Raw genomic sequence first — 17346 nt, 5'->3', positions numbered from 1 at the left:
TCCGCCTATTTAGTGCCAGCGTTAGCTAGCTTTTTCGCATCCACCATATCTAGAGTGATATAAGCCGTTTCATCTAAAAATGCATCTGGCGCAGCAACATCATCTTTAATATCTTCCATAGATTTAACTGGCGCTAAACCATTGGCTACGCGACGCTCATTGGTTCTATCGAGCACTTTCTTCTCATCAGCTTCACGTGATGCAATACGCTCACTTTCCACTAAGGAGACCGTTTTCTCTTTGTGATGCTTTTTAAAGTCAGCAATATCTTGATTGATATAGTTAAACTCAACACTGTTTTGAATACGGGCAAGGTGCTTTTTCTCTAAACTCGCCACCAGTTCAGGGGTGATATCATTTAGCGTACCGTATTGCGCCATTGGTACTTTGTCCCAAGGCAAAGCATTCTTCTCTTCAGCTTCACCATACTCACCAGGCTCTAACGCACTTGGATACGCAATATTCGGTGTCACACCTTTGAGTTGTGTACTACCACCGTTAATGCGATAAAACTTCTGAATGGTGTATTGCACATGCCCAATAGGTTTCTCGTACATATCGTAGATGCGACCTAGACTCTTATGCTGTTGCACTGTGCCTTTACCGAAACTGGATTCACCAACAATCAGTGCACGATCATAGTCCTGCAATGCTGCTGCAAAAATCTCAGAAGCTGATGCGCTGTAACGGTCAACCATCACGGTCAACGGACCTGCGTAGGCAGTCTTGCCATCGTTATCGCGGTGAGCTGACACACGGCCATCGGCGTCACGGATTTGCACCACAGGGCCCATGTCAATAAAGAGTCCGGTCAGTAACACGGCTTCGGTTAATGCACCGCCGCCATTACCACGTAAATCGATAACGACACCTTCGACTTTCGCTTCGTTGAGTTTAACGAGTTCCTTTTCCACATCCTGGGATAAATTCATATAGAATCCAGGAATTTGAATAACACCGACTTTACGATTGGCGTATTCACCGTCTTTAGGTTCGATGATTTTAGAAGTCGCGGCACGGTCTTCTAAGCGAATCTTGTCACGTACTAAAGTGACGTTAAACGGCTTAGCATTTGAGCCACCTTTCTTCGGTAAAATCTGCAAAACGACTTTACTGCCCTTAGGACCTTTGATGAGCTCAACGACATCGTCTAAACGCCAGCCGATAACATCAACGATCTCGCCACCCTCTTGGCCAACACCAACAATCTTATCTTCTGGTGACAGTTTTTCACTGCCAGCGGCAGGACCACCTGCGATTAAACTCTTAATCACAGTGTAATCATCTTCGAGCTGTAACTGCGCGCCAATACCCTCTAGGCTCAAGTTCATTTCCATTTGGAAACGCTCAGCATTACGGGGGGATAAATAGCTAGTGTGCGGCTCAATGCTGCGAGAAAATGCATTCATCACCGCTTGGAACACATCCTCACTATTGGTCTGAGTCAAACGTTTGATGGCGTTGTTATAACGTTTTTGCAGAATCTCAACAATTTCAGGCCATTTTTTGCCAGTAAGCTTGAGATTCAACGCATCGTATTTCACTCGCTGACGCCAAAGCTCATTGATTTCAGCTTGATCTTTTGGCCAAGCGACATCTTCCCTATCGTACTCGTAGGCATCACCAGGAACGGTAAAATCCATTTCTTTATCGAGCAGAGAAAGCGCGTACACAAAGCCTTCGTAGCGACGTTTTTGAACCAAATCAAACATTTTGTAGGCGGGGTCGAGTTCACCTGAACTCAGCATATCGTCAAACTGATTGATATAAGGCTTAAAACTGTCGACATCGGCTTGGGTCAGCACATTGCGACGGTAATCAAGTTGCTGTAAATAGCGGTCAAAAATCTGCGCAGAAAACGCGTCATCGAGCGCAAATCGATGGTAATGCGAACGAGTGTATAAATCTGTCACTCGTTTACTGGCCACTTTATGCTGCGCTTCCTGCTTGAGAGTGGGTAACTCGCTGATTTGAATCGTAGGAGGCACAGCCCAAGCCGAGAATCCGACAAAAACAGTGGCGATGGATGTAGCCAAAATGAGTTTTCGCATCAACAAGTTACTCCGTTAGATTAAATGATTACAGCAGAATATGTTCTGCTTTCACTTTTATCGTTAAGCCGCTATCAAGCTGAACATGAATGTCTTCTTTGTTAATGTCAGTGATCACGCCGGCTACTGGCGTCATACCTAACTTAACATTGACACGCTGTTTCTTAGCTAAATCGGTCAATTGCGCTTGGACTAAGTTAACAGCAGGTTCAGCCTTAGGAGCCACTTTGGCAGGACGCTCAGTCTTGCGGGCAGGAACAGCTACTTTCTTAGGGGCTTTTTTCGCTGGAGCTTTGCCAGCCGGAGCCACTTTGGTAGCTTGAGCAGCACGCTTAGCCTTGGCTTTTTCTTGGCTTTCTTTCAACATGGCTTGAGCATGATCGATATGTTCTTGCTCTAGCTCGCCACAAGGCTGACCATCAAGATCCACACGCTGGGCACCAGCTTTTACCGATTTGAGGTAACGCCAACTGCTAGTGTAGCGTCTTAACGCCACGCGCAATTGAGTTTTACTGACTTTAGAATCATCAGCCAACCTTTCAGCCAAATCTTGAAACAATCCGATTTTTAATGGCTTAGTTTCACCTTCAGCAATAAAGCACAAAGGAAATGTTTCATACAAATACGCCAAAATTGCGTTGGTGTCGGTCAACTTATCTGTTGATTCCATCATTACTTCCACAGTTAAAAAGGGACATCGAATTCGAGGTGATATAAATCAGCTTCTTACGTGTCGTTTATCTTGGTTAAGCTCACAATTGAGCCAAAGTACAAATTAACATTCTCGCCGAGTTAACTAAAGTTAAAAAATATCAGTTAACCATTTTTTACGGCTAAACCTCTCAGGTTTATTCGGGCCATGCCCAAACAAGCCTTATCAGGGCATGCGCTATTATAAGGCGCACGCCACCGATTGCGACTATGAATTATGCGTTATTGTACGCAAATTAAGCAAATAGGCAGTTTTCGAAGCTTTTTACCAATAATTCCAAGCCCTTTTGGTCTTCTTCGTCAAAGCGGTCAAAAATAGGGCTATCAATATCCAGTACAGCAATCACCTGACCATTAGCGCGAACAGGGATAACAATTTCGGAATTACTGGCCGCATCGCAGGCGATATGTCCATCGAATTGATGCACATCGGCAACCCGTTGAGTTTGATTAGCCAGTGCTGCAGTGCCACACACGCCTTTACCCATCGGAATGCGGGTACAAGCCACTTTACCTTGGAATGGGCCTAATACTAACTGTTCGCCGCGCATAACGTAAAAACCTACCCAGTTTAGTTCGGTTAGGTTGTCATTAAGCAGGGCTGAAAAGTTAGCCATGGCAGCCACTAAATCATCTTCGCCTTCGAGTAACGCTAACGCTTGACGGTTCAGTGATTCATAAAATTGCGGTTTCATATGCTTCCTAAAAATTATTCAGCAGCATCGTCCTTCTTAGACGCTTTTTTGGCTGTGTTTGGTTTTGTTGGCGTACTATTAACTTGAACCACGCCTTTAAGCAAGTTTGTTAGCTCATCTTTATTGTTAGCAAAATAGAATGCGAGCTGTTCGGTTAGACTTTCATCAATCCCAAGTTCCGCTTTCTGAATAAATGGAATGAGGTTATCAGCGATGTCGAGCATCTTATCGTAGGCATCAGCCTCCTTTTTCGATGTGAATGTCATCTTTTCTACCCCTTCTCTTACCACGACAAACTGTGTAATAACTGCCATGACCGCCCTCGCACTGTTTTTATATACAGTAACCAGAATGACATAAAGTGAACTAGTGATGCAAGTGTTCTGATTATTCTGATATTATGACTGCGCTTTATGTTGTGGAGATGGGTCAATCAATTTGATATCTCACCTTATAATTTGTTGTTTTCGGATTATTTGCTCAATCTCAGTGGCTTTGGGGCTAATATAATATTTTTATATGCATGACAATACAGCAGAAAACTCTGTAATCCTCTGTCGTTCCTGCGACTTGGCCATTCGGAAACGTGCCCTCCCAACAGGGGTCAGAGCGTTGTGTCCGCGTTGCAACACCGCACTTTATGACACTCCATACTGTTCAGTAAATGGCATGTTGGCACTGTGCATTACCGCGTTGGTGTTCTATTTTCCTGCTAACTTTTTTCCTGTGCTAGAAATCCATTTTCTGGGCAGTATTCGCACAACAACGGTATTTCAAGGCGCTTTTGCCGTCTTCGAACAAGGTTATTGGGTAGTGGGATTAGCCGTCCTTGCTGCCGCAGTGGTTGGCCCTGGTTTATTGATCCTATCGATTCTTGCGCAAATTTTGATTATAAAATGGGGGCTTGCAAGCCCATTTTGGCGCCATAGTCTCAAACAATTACTCACATTTCAGGGGTTCCTTTCGCAGCTGACAATGCTTGAGATTTATGTGATTAGCTTCCTCGTCTCATCATTTCAATTATCTGATTTTTCGGATATTTATTTTGGAATGGGTACCTTTTGCTTCACCATGCTTTTTTTAGTCACCCTGTTTTTACAGCGTGAATACGATATTGAGCATATGTGGGGTCTTCTTATGCAGGAACATCACTGATATGAAGCAGCAAGGAAAGGATTTAGGCCTGTGTTTGTGCCGCGTTTGTAGGCAACTCAATAGCAGTGAGGATAGCCACTGTAGTCGTTGTGAGTCAGAATTACAGGTCCGCGATTACAACAGCTTACAAAAAAGTTGGGCGCTGCTTATTACTGCCGCCATTTTATTGGTTCCAGCCAACCTCTATCCCATTACGGTGCTCACCAATCAGGGAAAGGTACGTCACGATACGATCTTTTCCGGAATTGTTCATTTAGTCCAATCGGATATGTTACCCATCGCCATTATTGTGTTTATTGCCAGTATTTTAGTGCCTTGGGTAAAGATTATCGGCTTAGCCACTTATCTGTGTGCTATCAGTTTCAACCTGCCAATTTCAAAGCAAAAACTTATGGTGGGATTTCATGTTATTGAGTGGATTGGCCGCTGGTCGATGCTCGATTTATTTGTGATCTCGCTGACCGTTGCCCTGGTGAATATGGGGCAATTACTCGATGCAAAGCCTGCACCCGCGGCCACGGCATTTGCATTGGTGATTTTACTGACGCAACTTGCCGCAAAAGTTTTAGACACTCGTTTACTCTGGGATCGACTGGAACCTCAAGATGACACAAATTGAATCGCCAAAAGTTGTGAAGAAAAAGCTCTTTTCGCCGATTTGGCTGCTCCCGATTGTGGCGCTCGCGCTTGGCGCATGGCTGGGTATTAAGAGCATCAAAGAATCGGGCATTGAAATTCAAATCCACTTCCCCAGTGCTACGGGGATCGACGTGGGCAAAACCTTAGTCAAATACCAAGGCTTAACCGTTGGTAAGGTAAAAGATATCGGTATTGATGATGATCTTAAAGGCGTTAACGTGAAGGTGATGATGGACTATCGCGCTAAGCCTTTCTTAAATAAAGAAACCCTCTTCTGGTTAGTTACCCCAAAGGCCAGCATCACAGGCGTTGAAGGTCTGGATGCGCTGTTTTCAGGCAACTATATTGCAATCCAACCAGGCAAAGGCAATGCCGCTACCTTGTTTGAGGCAGAACGCCAACCGCCACCAATGCAAATTGGCTCCGAAGGGGTAATGATTGAACTGACGGCCGATAAACTCGGCTCATTAGATGTGGGCTCGCCAGTGTTCTTCCGTCAAATACCTGTGGGCAGCGTGGTCAGCTATCGTTTAGACGGCAACGCTAGAGTGATTATCAGCGCCTTTATCCAAGAGCAATATGCACGTTTAGTGAAGAAAAACTCTCACTTTTGGAATGTGTCAGGCGTGAAAGTCGATGCTAGTTTAGCGGGTATTAAAGTCAACACTGAGAGCCTTGCTTCTATCCTTGCGGGTGGTGTGAGTTTCAGTTCCGATGAAAAAGCGCCTGCGGCACAAAATGGCGACAGTTTTTCCCTCTATGATTCCGAAACCAGCGCTCTTGGCGGGATTGAAGTCAGTCTGACCATGAGTGATGGCAATGCTATTGATAAAGGCACTCGCATTGTATATCGCGGCATCACCATTGGTGCAGTTCAAAGCAAGCAACTCACCGCTGCAGGTGTGACTGCGGTGGCAAAATTTGAGCCTGAATACGCCAACCTATTAACTCGGGACGGCCAGTTTTGGCTTGAAGGCGCCGATATTTCGCTCTCTGGGATCAAAAACCCCGAGCGTTTACTCACAGGAAGCGTGATTAACTTTTTACCCGGCACCCATGCTAATTCGGCACTACCAAGTAGTTTTGCCTTGCAATCCTCAGCTCCTGATGTGCTACAAGCGAAAAAACTTAAGGCAACAATAACCTCGGCCGAAAACATGGGCTTAACCGCTGGCGCCGAAGTGCGTTACAAGCAATTACCTATCGGTCAGGTGCTCGAGGTGAAATTAACCAAAGATCTGTCGGCCGTTGAATATCTACTCGAGCTGCAACCTGAATTTGCCAGCTTAATCCGCAGTGATAGCTATTTTGTTCCCGAATCAGCGTTGAGCGTCGATGCGTCTCTTGATGGTGTATCGGTCAAAGCACGCGATCTAGCGACATTAACTAAAGGCGCGGTGAGTCTGATCCCTGGTACCAGTAATACCCCGCTGGCGGCAAATGCGCGTTTGCCACTCTTTAGCTCAATGGATGAAGCTAAGCAATTCTTTGTCCGTCAACAGCGTTTATACTTTACTCTCATCAGTGCTGATGGCGCCGATGTTAGTCAAGGATCTCCGATTTACTATAAAAAAATGCAAATTGGTAGCGTGGAGTCGGTCAACTGGCAGAGTAAAACCGAAGACTTTGCGATTAAGATCGCTATTGATAAGCAGTTCCAACCCTTAGTGCAAAAACCTAAAGTCTTTTGGCGTAACAGTGCCGTGGATGTCAGCGCCAGTCTTGCGGGTATTGATGTCGCCGTTGCTCCACTACAAGGCGCGTTAAAGGGCAGTATCAGCTTAGGTTTATTGGACAGTTCAACGACTGAGCCTAATGCGGCACTTAAACTATACGAAAGTAAACAGCTCGCCTTAGCGCAGGCTCAAGCAATCAAACTCACCTTACCCGCCTCGGCAAAATTGGCTGCAAAAGCCGCCATTCGTTACCAAGGTCATCAGGTGGGTGAAGTGACGCAAGTTAAGCTCAATACCGATTTAACCACCCTTACAGCCACCGCCTATCTCTATGGCGACTATGCCGAGCATTTCAGCCGCAGTGATACTGAGTACCATATGGTCGAAGCGCAAATATCTTTAGCAGGCATTAAAGCGCCAGAAACCTTAATCACTGGGCCATATATTGGCGTGTTACCGGGTAAGAGCAAGCAAAAGGCGAGTCAATTCCAGGCCAAATTGGTTGAGAGCAGCTACGCCAACGTGGCCGAAGATGCGCTTAAGTTTATCTTGGAGGATAGCAACCTTGGCTCGATGAAAGTCGGCACGCCTATTTTCTTCCGCGGCATTAAAATCGGCCAAATCGATGGTTATAGCCTGTCGTCTCAAGGTAACAGTGTACTCATGCAAGCGCACATTGAGCCCCAGTACAGTCACTTAGTAAATCAGAGCAGCCAGTTCTGGGACGCCTCAGGTATCAAGGTCGATGTAGGTATTTTCTCTGGTGCGCAAATTGAAGCCGGTTCGCTCGAAACCCTATTAGCGGGCGGCATTAATGTCGCTACTAAGGAAACGACGCAAGCAGGTAATAGCTTAAACCAAGGCACTGTGATCCCGTTGCAACACAAAGCCCAGAGCGAATGGCAGGAATGGGCTCCAGCCCAGTAGCAAATCCATTTTGCTAAGGCCCTCATTCAGGGCCTGTATTACGGAATATTAGTGAAAGAACTGTTTTAATTTTAGGTGAGTCATGAAAGGAAAGTACTCAAAATTAATTCAAGAGTATTGTGAGCAAGAAAGTATCTATATTCCTCCCGGGTTTAAGCGCCATTCAGCTTCTCATTTGGCGGTAATCCGGCATGATTCAGGGGAGCCCAAGTTAGTCGCTAAAACCTTCTTTAAGAAAGAAGATCTTAATTATTATATTTCTTCGACATTAATGGAGTTGGTGCTTGATAGTGGGGGAAACCTTCCCGCAAAGGTGGTTGATTTCAAAGAAAATATAGAATTCAAGATTGCAAGTAATGGTGCACTGATTAAGTTATAACCCGTGTTTTTGCGTGATAATCAGTCCAGCAAGCTTAGTATCATTTAACAATCAGGCGCATTAGATAAACTCTAATGTGCCTGATTGTTATCCGCTAAAGTGACTGTCTGCATCGCTATGCATTGCGCCTTTCGCCATCTCATACTTAGCCATAGAACCAATAACAGACAGCAATAGCCGCACTGATCCCTGCAAAATCCGCCGTTAGACCACAGGCGAGCGCATGGCGCCCATGACGAATACCCACTGAACCAAAGTAAACAGCCAGCACATAGAAAGTCGTTTCAGTGCTGCCTTGGAAAATCGCCGCCAAGCGCCCCGCAAAGGAGTCCACACCATGGTGCGCCATGGTTTCGAGCATCATCGCGCGCGCGCCCGAACCGCTAAAAGGCTTCATTAATGCAGTTGGCATTGCATCGACGAAGCGAGTATCAAACCCGAAAAGACTCACACAACTCGCAATCAGTTGCAGCAGGTAATCCAACGCGCCCGATGCCCTAAGTAAACCAATCGCCAGCAGCATGGCTAACAGATACGGGATCAGTTGGATCGATTGGTTAAACCCCGCCTTAGCACCTTCGATAAACTCATCATAAATCGCCACTTTTCGCACGCCCGCCACCAGCACAAAACTGAAGACTAACAGTAGCAATACCCCGTTGCCCAAGGCGGTCGACACTGTGCCAATCGCGTCTGCCGTTAAAGTCATCAAATAAAAACCACTGGCAACTAATGCCGACAGCAGCACAGCGCCATATCCGAGTACCACGGCATTGAGTAGTGAAAGCCGCTGCACAACAGCAACGATCAAAAGCCCCGCTAATGTCGAGGCAGAGGTTGCGAGGAGTATGGGTAAAAAAATGTCTGCCGGAGCCGCCGCGCCCTGCTGAGCACGGTATAAAAACACCGTGACAGGCACTAACGTCACCGAGGAGGTATTGAGGACTAAAAATAGAATTTGTGCGTTAGTGGCAACGGTTTTGACCGGATTAAGACTCTGCAAATCCTGCATTGCCTTTAAACCTAATGAAGTAGCGGCATTATCCAATCCAAAAATGTTGGCCGTTAAGTTCATCGTCATACTGCCAAATGCGGGATGCCCCTTGGGCACTTCGGGCATTAAGCGGCGCAGCAGTGGCTCAAATACAAAGGCAATCGCCCCAACAACACCGGCTTTTTCACCAATTCGCATTAATCCCATCCACAGGGACAACACACCCACTAAGCCTAAGGCGATTTCAGCGGCGAGTTTAGCGCTGGCAAACAAGGCCTCAACCGCGTTGGCGAGCACCTCGATATGCCCATTAAAAAGCTGTATTGCCATCGCCAACAGCGATGTGAGGAAAAACACTAACCACACCCGATTTAGCACTCAGCCCCTTCCTTATTGTTATTCAAACTGTTTATTCGTGTCGCTTTGTTTATTTAACGCAAATCTGAACCAACGATAGTAGAGGGATAAAATCCCAGCCCCACTAAGGGATTATGATATACTTGCCGCAGTTGATACACAGCCAAATTCCGTTATGGTTCAATTAAATCAAAATTTTATCAGTACAATTGCCCAAGAATTGCCCGCCCATCTCTCAATGGATGACTTTATTGCGGCCTGTTCAAGACCACTTCGTCGCTCAATTCGCGTCAACACCTTAAAGATCAGCAGCGAAGATTTTAAGCGTTTGATGCAGCCCAAAGGATGGACCTTTGAGCCCATACCCTGGTGTAAGGATGGTTTTTGGATAAGCTACGATGAAGAAGAGCAGCTCGGCAATGCCCTAGAGCATATTCAGGGCTTATTCTATATCCAAGAAGCCAGCTCCATGCTGCCGCCAACCGCACTATTTACCCCCAATGCAGATTGGCAATGTGTGTTGGACTTAGCAGCTGCACCTGGCTCTAAAACCACCCAAATGGCAGCGTTAATGAATAATCAAGGCTTATTGGTGGCAAATGAATATTCCGCTAGCCGCGTCAAAGTACTCCATGCCAATGTGCTGCGCATGGGCGCGAGTCACTGCGCCCTAACCCACTTCGATGGCCGAGTATTTGGTGAGTATCTGTATGAAAGTTTTGATGCGGTATTAATTGATGCGCCTTGTGGCGGTGAAGGCACGGTCCGTAAAGATGCGGACGCGTTAAAATCTTGGTCGCTCGATGAGGTTCTTGCGATTAGCGAAACCCAAAAAGCCTTAATCGAATCCGCATTTTTGGCCTTAAAACCGGGTGGCAGTTTGGTTTATTCAACCTGCACCCTTAATCGGCACGAAAACCAAGGTGTATGTGAATATTTGCAGCAAACCTATGGCAATGCAGTGCAATTTGAGTCCTTAAGCCAATTATTTGATGGTGCTGACAAAGCCACTACGCCAGAAGGCTTTTTGCACGTTTGGCCACAGATTTACGACAGCGAAGGCTTTTTTGTCGCAAAGTTGACTAAAACCCGTTCGGTACCACGCCTACAGCCTGAGCCGAAATTGCAAAAGAATTTCCCCTTTACGGAGGCGAGTGCCAAACAAGCCAAAGCCATTCAAGCCTATTTTACCGATGATCTGGGTATCGAACTGCCCGATGATCTCATTATGGTGCGCGACGATGAGTTTTGGCTATTTCCCCATGAATTTAAAGACTTTATTGGTAAAATGCGCTTTCAGCGGATTGGGGTTAAGCTTGCCGATCACAGTAAACATGGCTTTAAAGTGCGCCATGAGGCGATTATTGCTCTAGCGGGTAAAGCGCTTAAAGCGGGGGCAAAAAACGGCGCTAAAGTCGTAGAAGTGAGCGATGAGCAGGCAAAAGAGTATTTGATGGGACGAGATATTCCCCTCGATACGGCTGGCAAAGCTCAGGGCGAAGTGATTGTCTGTTATGGCGGCGCGCCTTTAGGCATGGCGAAACATTTAGGTAATAAATTAAAAAACAACCTGCCCAGAGACTTAGTGAAAGATAAAGTATTATTGCTACCACCGCAGGCATAATGGTTATAAATCGGTGATTTTTTAGCGAGAAATAACCTAAAAAACGGGGCAGAGAAAGTGTTACTCATACTAAACTCAACTACACTGAGTCTATTGTAAAGTGCTGTGTATGGCACTTTCGTCTGTAGCGCACGGCTCTTCAACGAGCCATTCCCCTAGGCCCAAACAGCTAGAATCGTTTTGGGCCTTTTTTTATGGGCTTGCGTTTTAACTGATATAAGCAAAATTGTGCTCACAAGAGAGGGATAAACCTAAATCAACGCCCAATCAAGCGCGCCGCATCCTTAAATAAGTTAAAGAAGTTATCACTGGTATACTCAGCAAGATCTTCGTAACGCTCTCCGCGCAGCTCTGCCACAAACTCGGCCACATCACGCACATAGGCGGGTTGATTTTCCTGTCCACGGTGTGGAATAGGCGCAAGATAAGGCGAATCGGTTTCGACCAATAAACGCTCTTTCGGCACTTTGCGGATCACCGTTCTTAACTCACCGGCATTTTTAAAGGTTACAATGCCTGAAACGGAAATATAAAAACCTAAGTCAATCGCCGCCTTGGCCATTTCCCAGTTTTCGGTAAAGCAATGCAACACGCCACCGACTTTGTCCGCCTGCCCCGCTTTAAGCATGTTGATGGTGTCTTCACGGGCATCACGGGTATGTACAATCAGCGGCTTATCCACTTCAACCGCCAAGGCAATTTGTTGCTCAAAACATTGCTGTTGCAGGGCTTTAGTTTCATCGGCATAAAAATAATCTAACCCAGTTTCACCAATGGCCACCACTTTAGGGTCCATTGCAAAACGGCGAATTTGCTCTACATCGAGGCCGTCTTTTACATCCAGCGGATGCACGCCCGAAGATAAAAACACCTGCTCGAAACCCGCAACCTTGTCGCGCATCGACTCAAATCCCTGCTGGCGCACATTGACACAGAGCATATAGTCGACACCGCGCGCCTTAGCGTTGGAGAGGATGAGTTCTAGGGTGGGTTGATCGGGCGCCGCTTTCAGGCGATCGAGATGGCAATGTGAATCGATAAGCACAGCAATGTCCAAGCAGATAAACAAAAAGGAGCACAAGGATACTCAGCGATGGGATCGAGGTCAAATTTCGCTAAGGCTTCACTCAGCACTTAATACTCAGTGTCGACCCTAGCTGACCACTCTATGCATTACATCGTGCAGGTTAAGTCACCAGAGGCGAGCTCACGGGATAACAATTTTTCAATATGGTGTTTATGGCTGTCGGGCTCTGAGACTATCTTGATACCAATCCCAGCAGGACGTCCACCCGATGCTCCCAAAGGATTGATCCACACAACGACGCCACGAAATTCGTTTGAGGTGGTCGCGCCAGGTAAACGATAGGCGATGGTTAACGTCTCACCGAGGTAATGGGTTTCCCCGGTGGCGACAAATAACCCTGCCGGTTTGATAAACGGCATATAGGCGCGGTAGAGCTGATGTAAGGTATCAAAATTGACGACAAGATCGACCATGGCATGTTACTTATTTGTTATTTCTTTATATTCTAAGACATAACTTTGACACAAGCCTAAATAATTGACACTCGGCATTGCACTTAAGCTATGACACATTCCCATGATTTTCGCCGCCAAGTTCCCTATTTGCGCTTGCACAAACGCATCTTGGTCGCCGTACTTCAATAAAACTTGTCTCAGGAGTAAGTATAAAACCTTAAGAGCATCAATGATTTGTTGTTCACTTATCGTTAACAAACTAGCACACAGATGGCCCGACGACAAACTTTGCGCCCAATCTTTGCGAAACCCTAACAAGGTTTCATAACGACTGGGTTGCGTACCGTCGGATAGCAAACTTTCGGCCAACTTTAATGGACCGCCGACCACACTCAAGCACCAAGTCACATCCTCTTGGATCTGACATTGCTGAATTAACCAGTTTTTGATCAACATTTTAGACGGCGTCATAAAGGGAAGCCGCTGACAACGACTACTGATCGTAGCCATTAAGCGTGCGGGTGTGTCGGAATGTAATAGTAGTAAGGTGTCTTTACCCGGCTCTTCGAGCGTCTTGAGTAGCGCATTGGCAGAGGCTGAGTTTAAACGCTCGCTATGGTGGATAATGGCTACACGGCGGCCACTTTGCTGGGCAGTCGCACTTAAGCGGCTACAAAGCTCACGAATTTGATCGACTTTGATTTGATGGCCATCGGCCTCGATTTGATAAAAATCAGGATGATTACCCGCATCAAATAACTGGCAGGACTTACAAAAACCGCACCCGCCCGCGGGAGTGGGTTGTGAACACATGGCGGCGCGCGCCATAAATACACTCAAAAGTTCACCGCCATAGGCAGAATCGATACCCACTAGCTGCGCGTGGGGGACTTTTTGAGTTTGCAACTGGGTTAAAAACGCCTGCCTTGGCGCATCGAGCCAAGGCAGGGTTAATACATCAAAACCGCTTTGCACTACCATGCCATCGCCTGTAACACGGCCAGAATATCTTTATGGACTTCGGCCATGGTTTGGCTGGCGTCGATCACGACAATCCGCTCATCTTCGCTGGCAAGCTTGAGGTAAGTTGCGCGCGCACGTTCAAAAAAGTCGATGGCTTGCTGCTCAATTCTATCAAGTTCGCCCCGCTTTGCTGCACGTTGCAGTCCAAGCTTAGGGTCAAGGTCAAGATAGAGGGTTAAATCGGGTTTAAACCCTTTGAGCGTTGCGTTACTTACGGCTTCGACTAAAGGCATTAAGCCACGTCCGCCGCCTTGGTACGCTAAAGATGACAGATTGTGTCTATCCCCCAACACCCACTTGCCTTGGGCCAATGCAGGTTTGATGACATTGGCGACGAGCTGGGCTCTGGCGGCATAGATCAATAAACATTCAGACTCATCACATAAAGGATCGTTTGGGTCGGCAATTTTCACTAAATCACGAATGCGCTCGGCCAGCGGCGTGCCGCCTGGCTCGCGGGTGCAAACAGGCGCAAGCCCGGTGTGCTTTTCAATAAAATCGCGAATAAGGGCAATCGCACTCGATTTACCGGCGCCTTCCAGTCCTTCAACAACGATGAATTTGGCGGATGCTTGGGTCATTTTTTCTTTCTCTGATAAATATCGACGGCGCGGTTATGTTCTTCCAAAGTGGTCGAAAATACATGGGTACCATCGTTACGCGACACAAAATACAAATAACTGACCTTGGCGGGTTTCGACACTGCCTGTAATGAGGCCTTGCTCGGTGCCGCAATCGGTGTTGGCGGTAAGCCGAAAATCCGATAGGTATTAAACGGTGTCTCTTCGACTAAATCTTTACGGGTGATATTGCCTTTAAATCTGTCTCCCATGCCATAAATCACCGTGGGGTCGGTTTGCAGCTTCATGCCTAGATTCAGTCGATTAATAAAGACGCCGGCGATTTGATCACGCTCAAAGGCTTGACCAGTTTCTTTTTCGACAATCGATGCCAAGATCAGCATTTGGTAAGGTGATTTAAGCGGTAAACCGGGCACACGCTCTGCCCAGGCTTTGGCGAGTTCTTGCTCCATCATTTTATAACTTTGGGTCAGCAGTACCTTGGCATCACTGTCAGCGGTGTAATGGTAAGTATCGGGGAAGAATTTACCTTCGGGCAACGCCGAATCGTCCCCCTGCTCCATTAATACGGCACTAAAAACCTCTGGGGTCAGTTGTAAATGGGGCGCACTTGCCAGTTGTTGTTCCCACTCGGCAATGGTTTTGCCTTCGACTAAGGTCAGGCTAAAGGTTTTCACCTTGCCATTGACTAAGTCGTTAAGTAAGTCGGCAAGCGTCTGCGAGGGTGACATCTCGTACAGACCAGTGCGGATCTTGCCCAGCTCTGGACGCAATCTAAGTAACCATTTGAGTTTCCATTTGTCTTGGATAACGCCATCGGTTTCTAACTGCTGCGCCAACTGGTGCACACTCGTACCACGAGCAATGGTTAATTCTTTGGCTTCGGTTAACGCTAATGGCGTTTGGCTGTAATCAATAATCGTACGGTAACTCCAATAACCCGCCAAGCAAGCTAAGGTCAGCAAGGCCAATAAGGTAGAGCTTGCGATCAGAATGAGTTTTTTCATAGTGAGAGTGAAAGTGTGTGTCTAAGATCGGCAGTCAAAGGAGAAGGCTTGAAACTGTGCGAATCGATCGCCAGTACATCCACCACGCCTAAGATGCTGTTAGTGATAAATGCCGAGTCAAACTCCACTAAACGCTCGGCGCCAAAGGGCAAACAATCAATATTCATCTGCCGTGCAAGTAAGGCTAACATCACTTGCTCGCGTATGACACCCGCAACGCCGCAGCGCGCCAAAGATGGGGTAATCACTCGATGGCCTTTAACAAAAAAGATATTCGCCATCGAAGATTCTATCACCTGCCCAGTACAATCCAGCACTAACCAATCATCAAAACCCTGTGATAAGGGCTGGGATTTGATTAACACTTGCTCGAGGCGATTAAGGTGTTTTATCCCCGCCAATAAGGGTTGATGACCTAATTGGACTGCGGAGGTTTTAAGACGAATACCCAGTTGTTGCCACGCAGCATAATGGGTAGGAATGGGATGAACAGAAACGATCTCCGTAACGTTTACCTGCTCAGGCGGGGCATAGCCTCTGCCCCCAACACCGCGTGTGATCATCAATTTAATACAGTGATGCGGGTACTGTGCAGCAAGTGTATTGAGCTGCTCGGCAAGGGCTGAACTCATTTGCCAGTCAAACCCAAGTCTTGCAGCGCCAGCCGTAAGACGGGCTTCATGCTGCTCAAAAAACAAAATACCACACTCGCTACTTCGCATCGTAGCAAAGAGGCCATCACCATAGGCAAGTCCCCTGTCCATAGGAGCAATGCTTGCCTGTGAAACCCCATTAACCCAAATCAAGGGTATTAGTCCTGACTGATACGGCTAGCAACCGCATCCTGTTGATCTTTATACTTGGCATTTTTGCGCTTGTTATACGGACGCGCCACTGGGCCACTTAAACGTTCAAAGTTTAACGCACCAATGGTCATCCGTGGGCGCAGCGCTAAAGGCAACTTACCGCTGTTGTAAAACTCGAGCACGATTTTACCCTGCCAACCCGGATCAATCCGGTGCGCAGTGACGTGCACCATCAAGCCTAAACGCGCCAGTGAAGAGCGGCCATCGAGCCAACCGACGATATCGGCAGGCAGTGTCACGCTTTCATAGGTCACGGCGAGCGCCAATTCACCGGGGTGTAGGAAGAAGGCTTCGCCGTCTGGGATTTCGATGATTTCGCTCATCACCCGATCGAGCGCCGCCTGCACTTCAATACTCGGACCACTGAGGTCGATAAAAGGCGCAGTATGATCCTTAAAGACGCGAAATTGCCCACCTAAGCGCACATCCACACTGACGCCAGAAATCGCATCTATGCTTGGGCGAGGTTCTATAACGATAGTGCCGTTATCAAGGGCCTGTTCAATTTCGATATCGGTTAAGCGCATCTTGCCTTTTACTCCCTGAGTTTTAGTCGTTATTTTGCCAGTAAATGTTGAATACGAGTCTTCAAAATATCGGTCGCGATACGGTTTTTACCGCCGCGAGGCACGATAATATCAGCGTATTGTTTTGAAGGTTCAATAAATTGCAGGAACATAGGACGCACTGTCTTCTTGTACTGTGAAATCACTGACTCCATCGTACGGCCACGCTCGGCCACATCGCGGGTTAAACGGCGCAGGAAGCAAATATCCAGCGGCGTATCCATAAACACGCTCGCATCCATCAATTCACGTAATTTAGGGTCTGTTAACAGCAGGATGCCTTCTAAAATGATCACTTTTTTCGGCGTCATTTTTACAGTTTCGGCCATACGCGTATGTTCGGTATAGCTATAGCAAGGAATATCAACAGCTTCGCCAGACTTTAGCAACTGCAAGTGCGTGCATAGCAGCTGATGGTCTAACGCCTTGGGATGGTCGTAGTTAGTTAACACACGCTCATCCATGGATAAATGACTCTGATCGCGGTAGTACGCGTCTTCGTTAATTACCCCAATCTGATCTGTGCCTAAATCGCGGCGAAGTTCGTCAAAAATCGTCTTGGCAATTAAACTCTTGCCCGATGCTGACGCGCCAGCAATTGCAATAATGACAC

General features: G+C 46.9%; 18 protein-coding genes. 5 read left to right on the top strand and 13 right to left on the bottom strand.

Annotation, left to right across the window (positions count from 1 at the left end; genetic code table 11):
- Positions 1–5: 5 nt before the first annotated feature.
- The 4 genes from prc to L976_RS02800 form a co-directional block, all read right to left on the bottom strand.
- Complete coding sequence (gene prc / locus L976_RS02815; protein ID WP_047533982.1) at positions 6–2051, bottom strand: carboxy terminal-processing peptidase; 2046 nt, start codon at positions 2049–2051, stop codon at positions 6–8.
- Positions 2052–2079: 28 nt separating this feature from the next.
- Positions 2080–2721: an RNA chaperone ProQ gene (gene proQ, locus L976_RS02810; RefSeq protein WP_139122669.1), complete on the bottom strand. Its 642-nt coding sequence runs from the start codon at positions 2719–2721 to the stop codon at positions 2080–2082.
- Between the two features lie 277 nt (positions 2722–2998).
- The gene (locus tag L976_RS02805) at positions 2999–3457 is read right to left on the bottom strand and encodes a GAF domain-containing protein (protein WP_037419288.1); all 459 of its coding nucleotides are present in this window, start codon (positions 3455–3457) and stop codon (positions 2999–3001) included.
- Between the two features lie 14 nt (positions 3458–3471).
- A complete protein-coding gene (locus L976_RS02800) occupies positions 3472–3771 on the bottom strand; it encodes a YebG family protein (protein WP_037419285.1) in 300 nt (99 codons plus the stop codon).
- A gap of 205 nt (positions 3772–3976) precedes the next feature.
- Between L976_RS02800 and L976_RS02795 the strand changes: the two genes are divergently transcribed.
- The 4 genes from L976_RS02795 (at position 3977) to L976_RS02780 (ending at position 8233) form a co-directional block, all read left to right on the top strand.
- Positions 3977–4612, top strand: coding sequence for a paraquat-inducible protein A (locus L976_RS02795; RefSeq protein WP_037419282.1), 636 nt, complete (start codon positions 3977–3979; stop codon positions 4610–4612).
- A gap of 1 nt (position 4613) precedes the next feature.
- Positions 4614–5231: a paraquat-inducible protein A gene (locus tag L976_RS02790; RefSeq protein ID WP_037419279.1), complete on the top strand. Its 618-nt coding sequence runs from the start codon at positions 4614–4616 to the stop codon at positions 5229–5231.
- Positions 5218–7854 (top strand): PqiB family protein, encoded by a 2637-nt coding sequence (locus L976_RS02785; RefSeq protein ID WP_047533980.1) that lies wholly within the window; start codon positions 5218–5220, stop codon positions 7852–7854. Before L976_RS02790 ends, L976_RS02785 begins: the two co-directional genes overlap by 14 nt.
- Positions 7855–7936: 82 nt before the next feature.
- Entirely contained in the window at positions 7937–8233 is a 297-nt protein-coding gene (locus L976_RS02780) for a hypothetical protein (RefSeq protein WP_041416814.1), read from the top strand.
- Positions 8234–8378: 145 nt separating this feature from the next.
- Here L976_RS02780 and L976_RS02775 read toward each other — a convergent pair whose 3' ends face one another.
- On the bottom strand, positions 8379–9605 hold the full coding sequence (locus L976_RS02775) for a nucleoside recognition domain-containing protein (RefSeq protein ID WP_047533977.1): 1227 nt from the start codon (positions 9603–9605) through the stop codon (positions 8379–8381).
- A 154-nt stretch (positions 9606–9759) separates the two neighbouring features.
- Here L976_RS02775 and rsmF point away from each other — a divergent pair, with 154 nt between their 5' ends.
- Entirely contained in the window at positions 9760–11208 is a 1449-nt protein-coding gene (gene rsmF / locus L976_RS02770; protein WP_047533976.1) for a 16S rRNA (cytosine(1407)-C(5))-methyltransferase RsmF, read from the top strand.
- Between the two features lie 256 nt (positions 11209–11464).
- On the opposite strand, the gene L976_RS02765 is transcribed toward rsmF, so the two are convergent.
- The 8 genes from L976_RS02765 to udk all read right to left on the bottom strand — a co-directional run.
- Positions 11465–12253, bottom strand: a complete 789-nt coding sequence (locus tag L976_RS02765) for a TatD family hydrolase (RefSeq protein ID WP_047533974.1) — start codon at positions 12251–12253, stop codon at positions 11465–11467.
- 128 nt (positions 12254–12381) lie between these two features.
- Positions 12382–12708: a PilZ domain-containing protein gene (locus tag L976_RS02760; RefSeq protein ID WP_037419265.1), complete on the bottom strand. Its 327-nt coding sequence runs from the start codon at positions 12706–12708 to the stop codon at positions 12382–12384.
- 6 nt (positions 12709–12714) lie between these two features.
- Entirely contained in the window at positions 12715–13671 is a 957-nt protein-coding gene (gene holB / locus L976_RS02755) for a DNA polymerase III subunit delta' (protein WP_037419262.1), read from the bottom strand.
- Positions 13665–14294 carry a dTMP kinase gene (gene tmk, locus L976_RS02750; protein WP_037419259.1) on the bottom strand — a complete coding sequence of 210 codons (630 nt, stop codon included), beginning with the start codon at positions 14292–14294 and terminating at the stop codon, positions 13665–13667. The genes holB and tmk overlap by 7 nt, the downstream gene beginning before the upstream one ends.
- A complete protein-coding gene (gene mltG, locus L976_RS02745) occupies positions 14291–15301 on the bottom strand; it encodes an endolytic transglycosylase MltG (protein ID WP_047533972.1) in 1011 nt (336 codons plus the stop codon). Before mltG ends, tmk begins: the two co-directional genes overlap by 4 nt.
- Positions 15298–16107, bottom strand: a complete 810-nt coding sequence (gene pabC / locus L976_RS02740; RefSeq protein WP_047533970.1) for an aminodeoxychorismate lyase — start codon at positions 16105–16107, stop codon at positions 15298–15300. The genes mltG and pabC overlap by 4 nt, the downstream gene beginning before the upstream one ends.
- A 5-nt stretch (positions 16108–16112) precedes the next feature.
- On the bottom strand, positions 16113–16694 hold the full coding sequence (gene dcd, locus L976_RS02735) for a dCTP deaminase (RefSeq protein WP_037419254.1): 582 nt from the start codon (positions 16692–16694) through the stop codon (positions 16113–16115).
- Between the two features lie 29 nt (positions 16695–16723).
- Positions 16724–17346, bottom strand: a 623-nt coding sequence (udk, locus tag L976_RS02730; protein ID WP_081990945.1) for a uridine kinase, incomplete at its 5' end; no start/stop codon positions are given.

Source organism: Shewanella sp. ZOR0012, from assembly GCF_000798835.1.
Classification (GTDB): Bacteria; Pseudomonadota; Gammaproteobacteria; order Enterobacterales; family Shewanellaceae; genus Shewanella; species Shewanella xiamenensis.
This window is presented reverse-complemented; position numbering and strand designations above follow the sequence as displayed.

Coding starts and splice junctions, on each gene's coding strand:
- L976_RS02800 (WP_037419285.1), bottom strand. CDS start 3,771: ATGGCAGTTATTACACAGTTTGTCGTGGTAAGAGAAGGGGTAGAAAAG.
- prc (WP_047533982.1), bottom strand. CDS start 2,051: ATGCGAAAACTCATTTTGGCTACATCCATCGCCACTGTTTTTGTCGGA.
- L976_RS02790 (WP_037419279.1), top strand. CDS start 4,614: ATGAAGCAGCAAGGAAAGGATTTAGGCCTGTGTTTGTGCCGCGTTTGT.
- rsmF (WP_047533976.1), top strand. CDS start 9,760: ATGGTTCAATTAAATCAAAATTTTATCAGTACAATTGCCCAAGAATTG.
- L976_RS02805 (WP_037419288.1), bottom strand. CDS start 3,457: ATGAAACCGCAATTTTATGAATCACTGAACCGTCAAGCGTTAGCGTTA.
- tmk (WP_037419259.1), bottom strand. CDS start 14,294: ATGACCCAAGCATCCGCCAAATTCATCGTTGTTGAAGGACTGGAAGGC.
- L976_RS02760 (WP_037419265.1), bottom strand. CDS start 12,708: ATGGTCGATCTTGTCGTCAATTTTGATACCTTACATCAGCTCTACCGC.
- mltG (WP_047533972.1), bottom strand. CDS start 15,301: ATGAAAAAACTCATTCTGATCGCAAGCTCTACCTTATTGGCCTTGCTG.
- L976_RS02795 (WP_037419282.1), top strand. CDS start 3,977: ATGCATGACAATACAGCAGAAAACTCTGTAATCCTCTGTCGTTCCTGC.
- dcd (WP_037419254.1), bottom strand. CDS start 16,694: ATGCGCTTAACCGATATCGAAATTGAACAGGCCCTTGATAACGGCACT.
- holB (WP_037419262.1), bottom strand. CDS start 13,671: ATGGTAGTGCAAAGCGGTTTTGATGTATTAACCCTGCCTTGGCTCGAT.
- L976_RS02780 (WP_041416814.1), top strand. CDS start 7,937: ATGAAAGGAAAGTACTCAAAATTAATTCAAGAGTATTGTGAGCAAGAA.
- L976_RS02785 (WP_047533980.1), top strand. CDS start 5,218: ATGACACAAATTGAATCGCCAAAAGTTGTGAAGAAAAAGCTCTTTTCG.
- proQ (WP_139122669.1), bottom strand. CDS start 2,721: ATGGAATCAACAGATAAGTTGACCGACACCAACGCAATTTTGGCGTAT.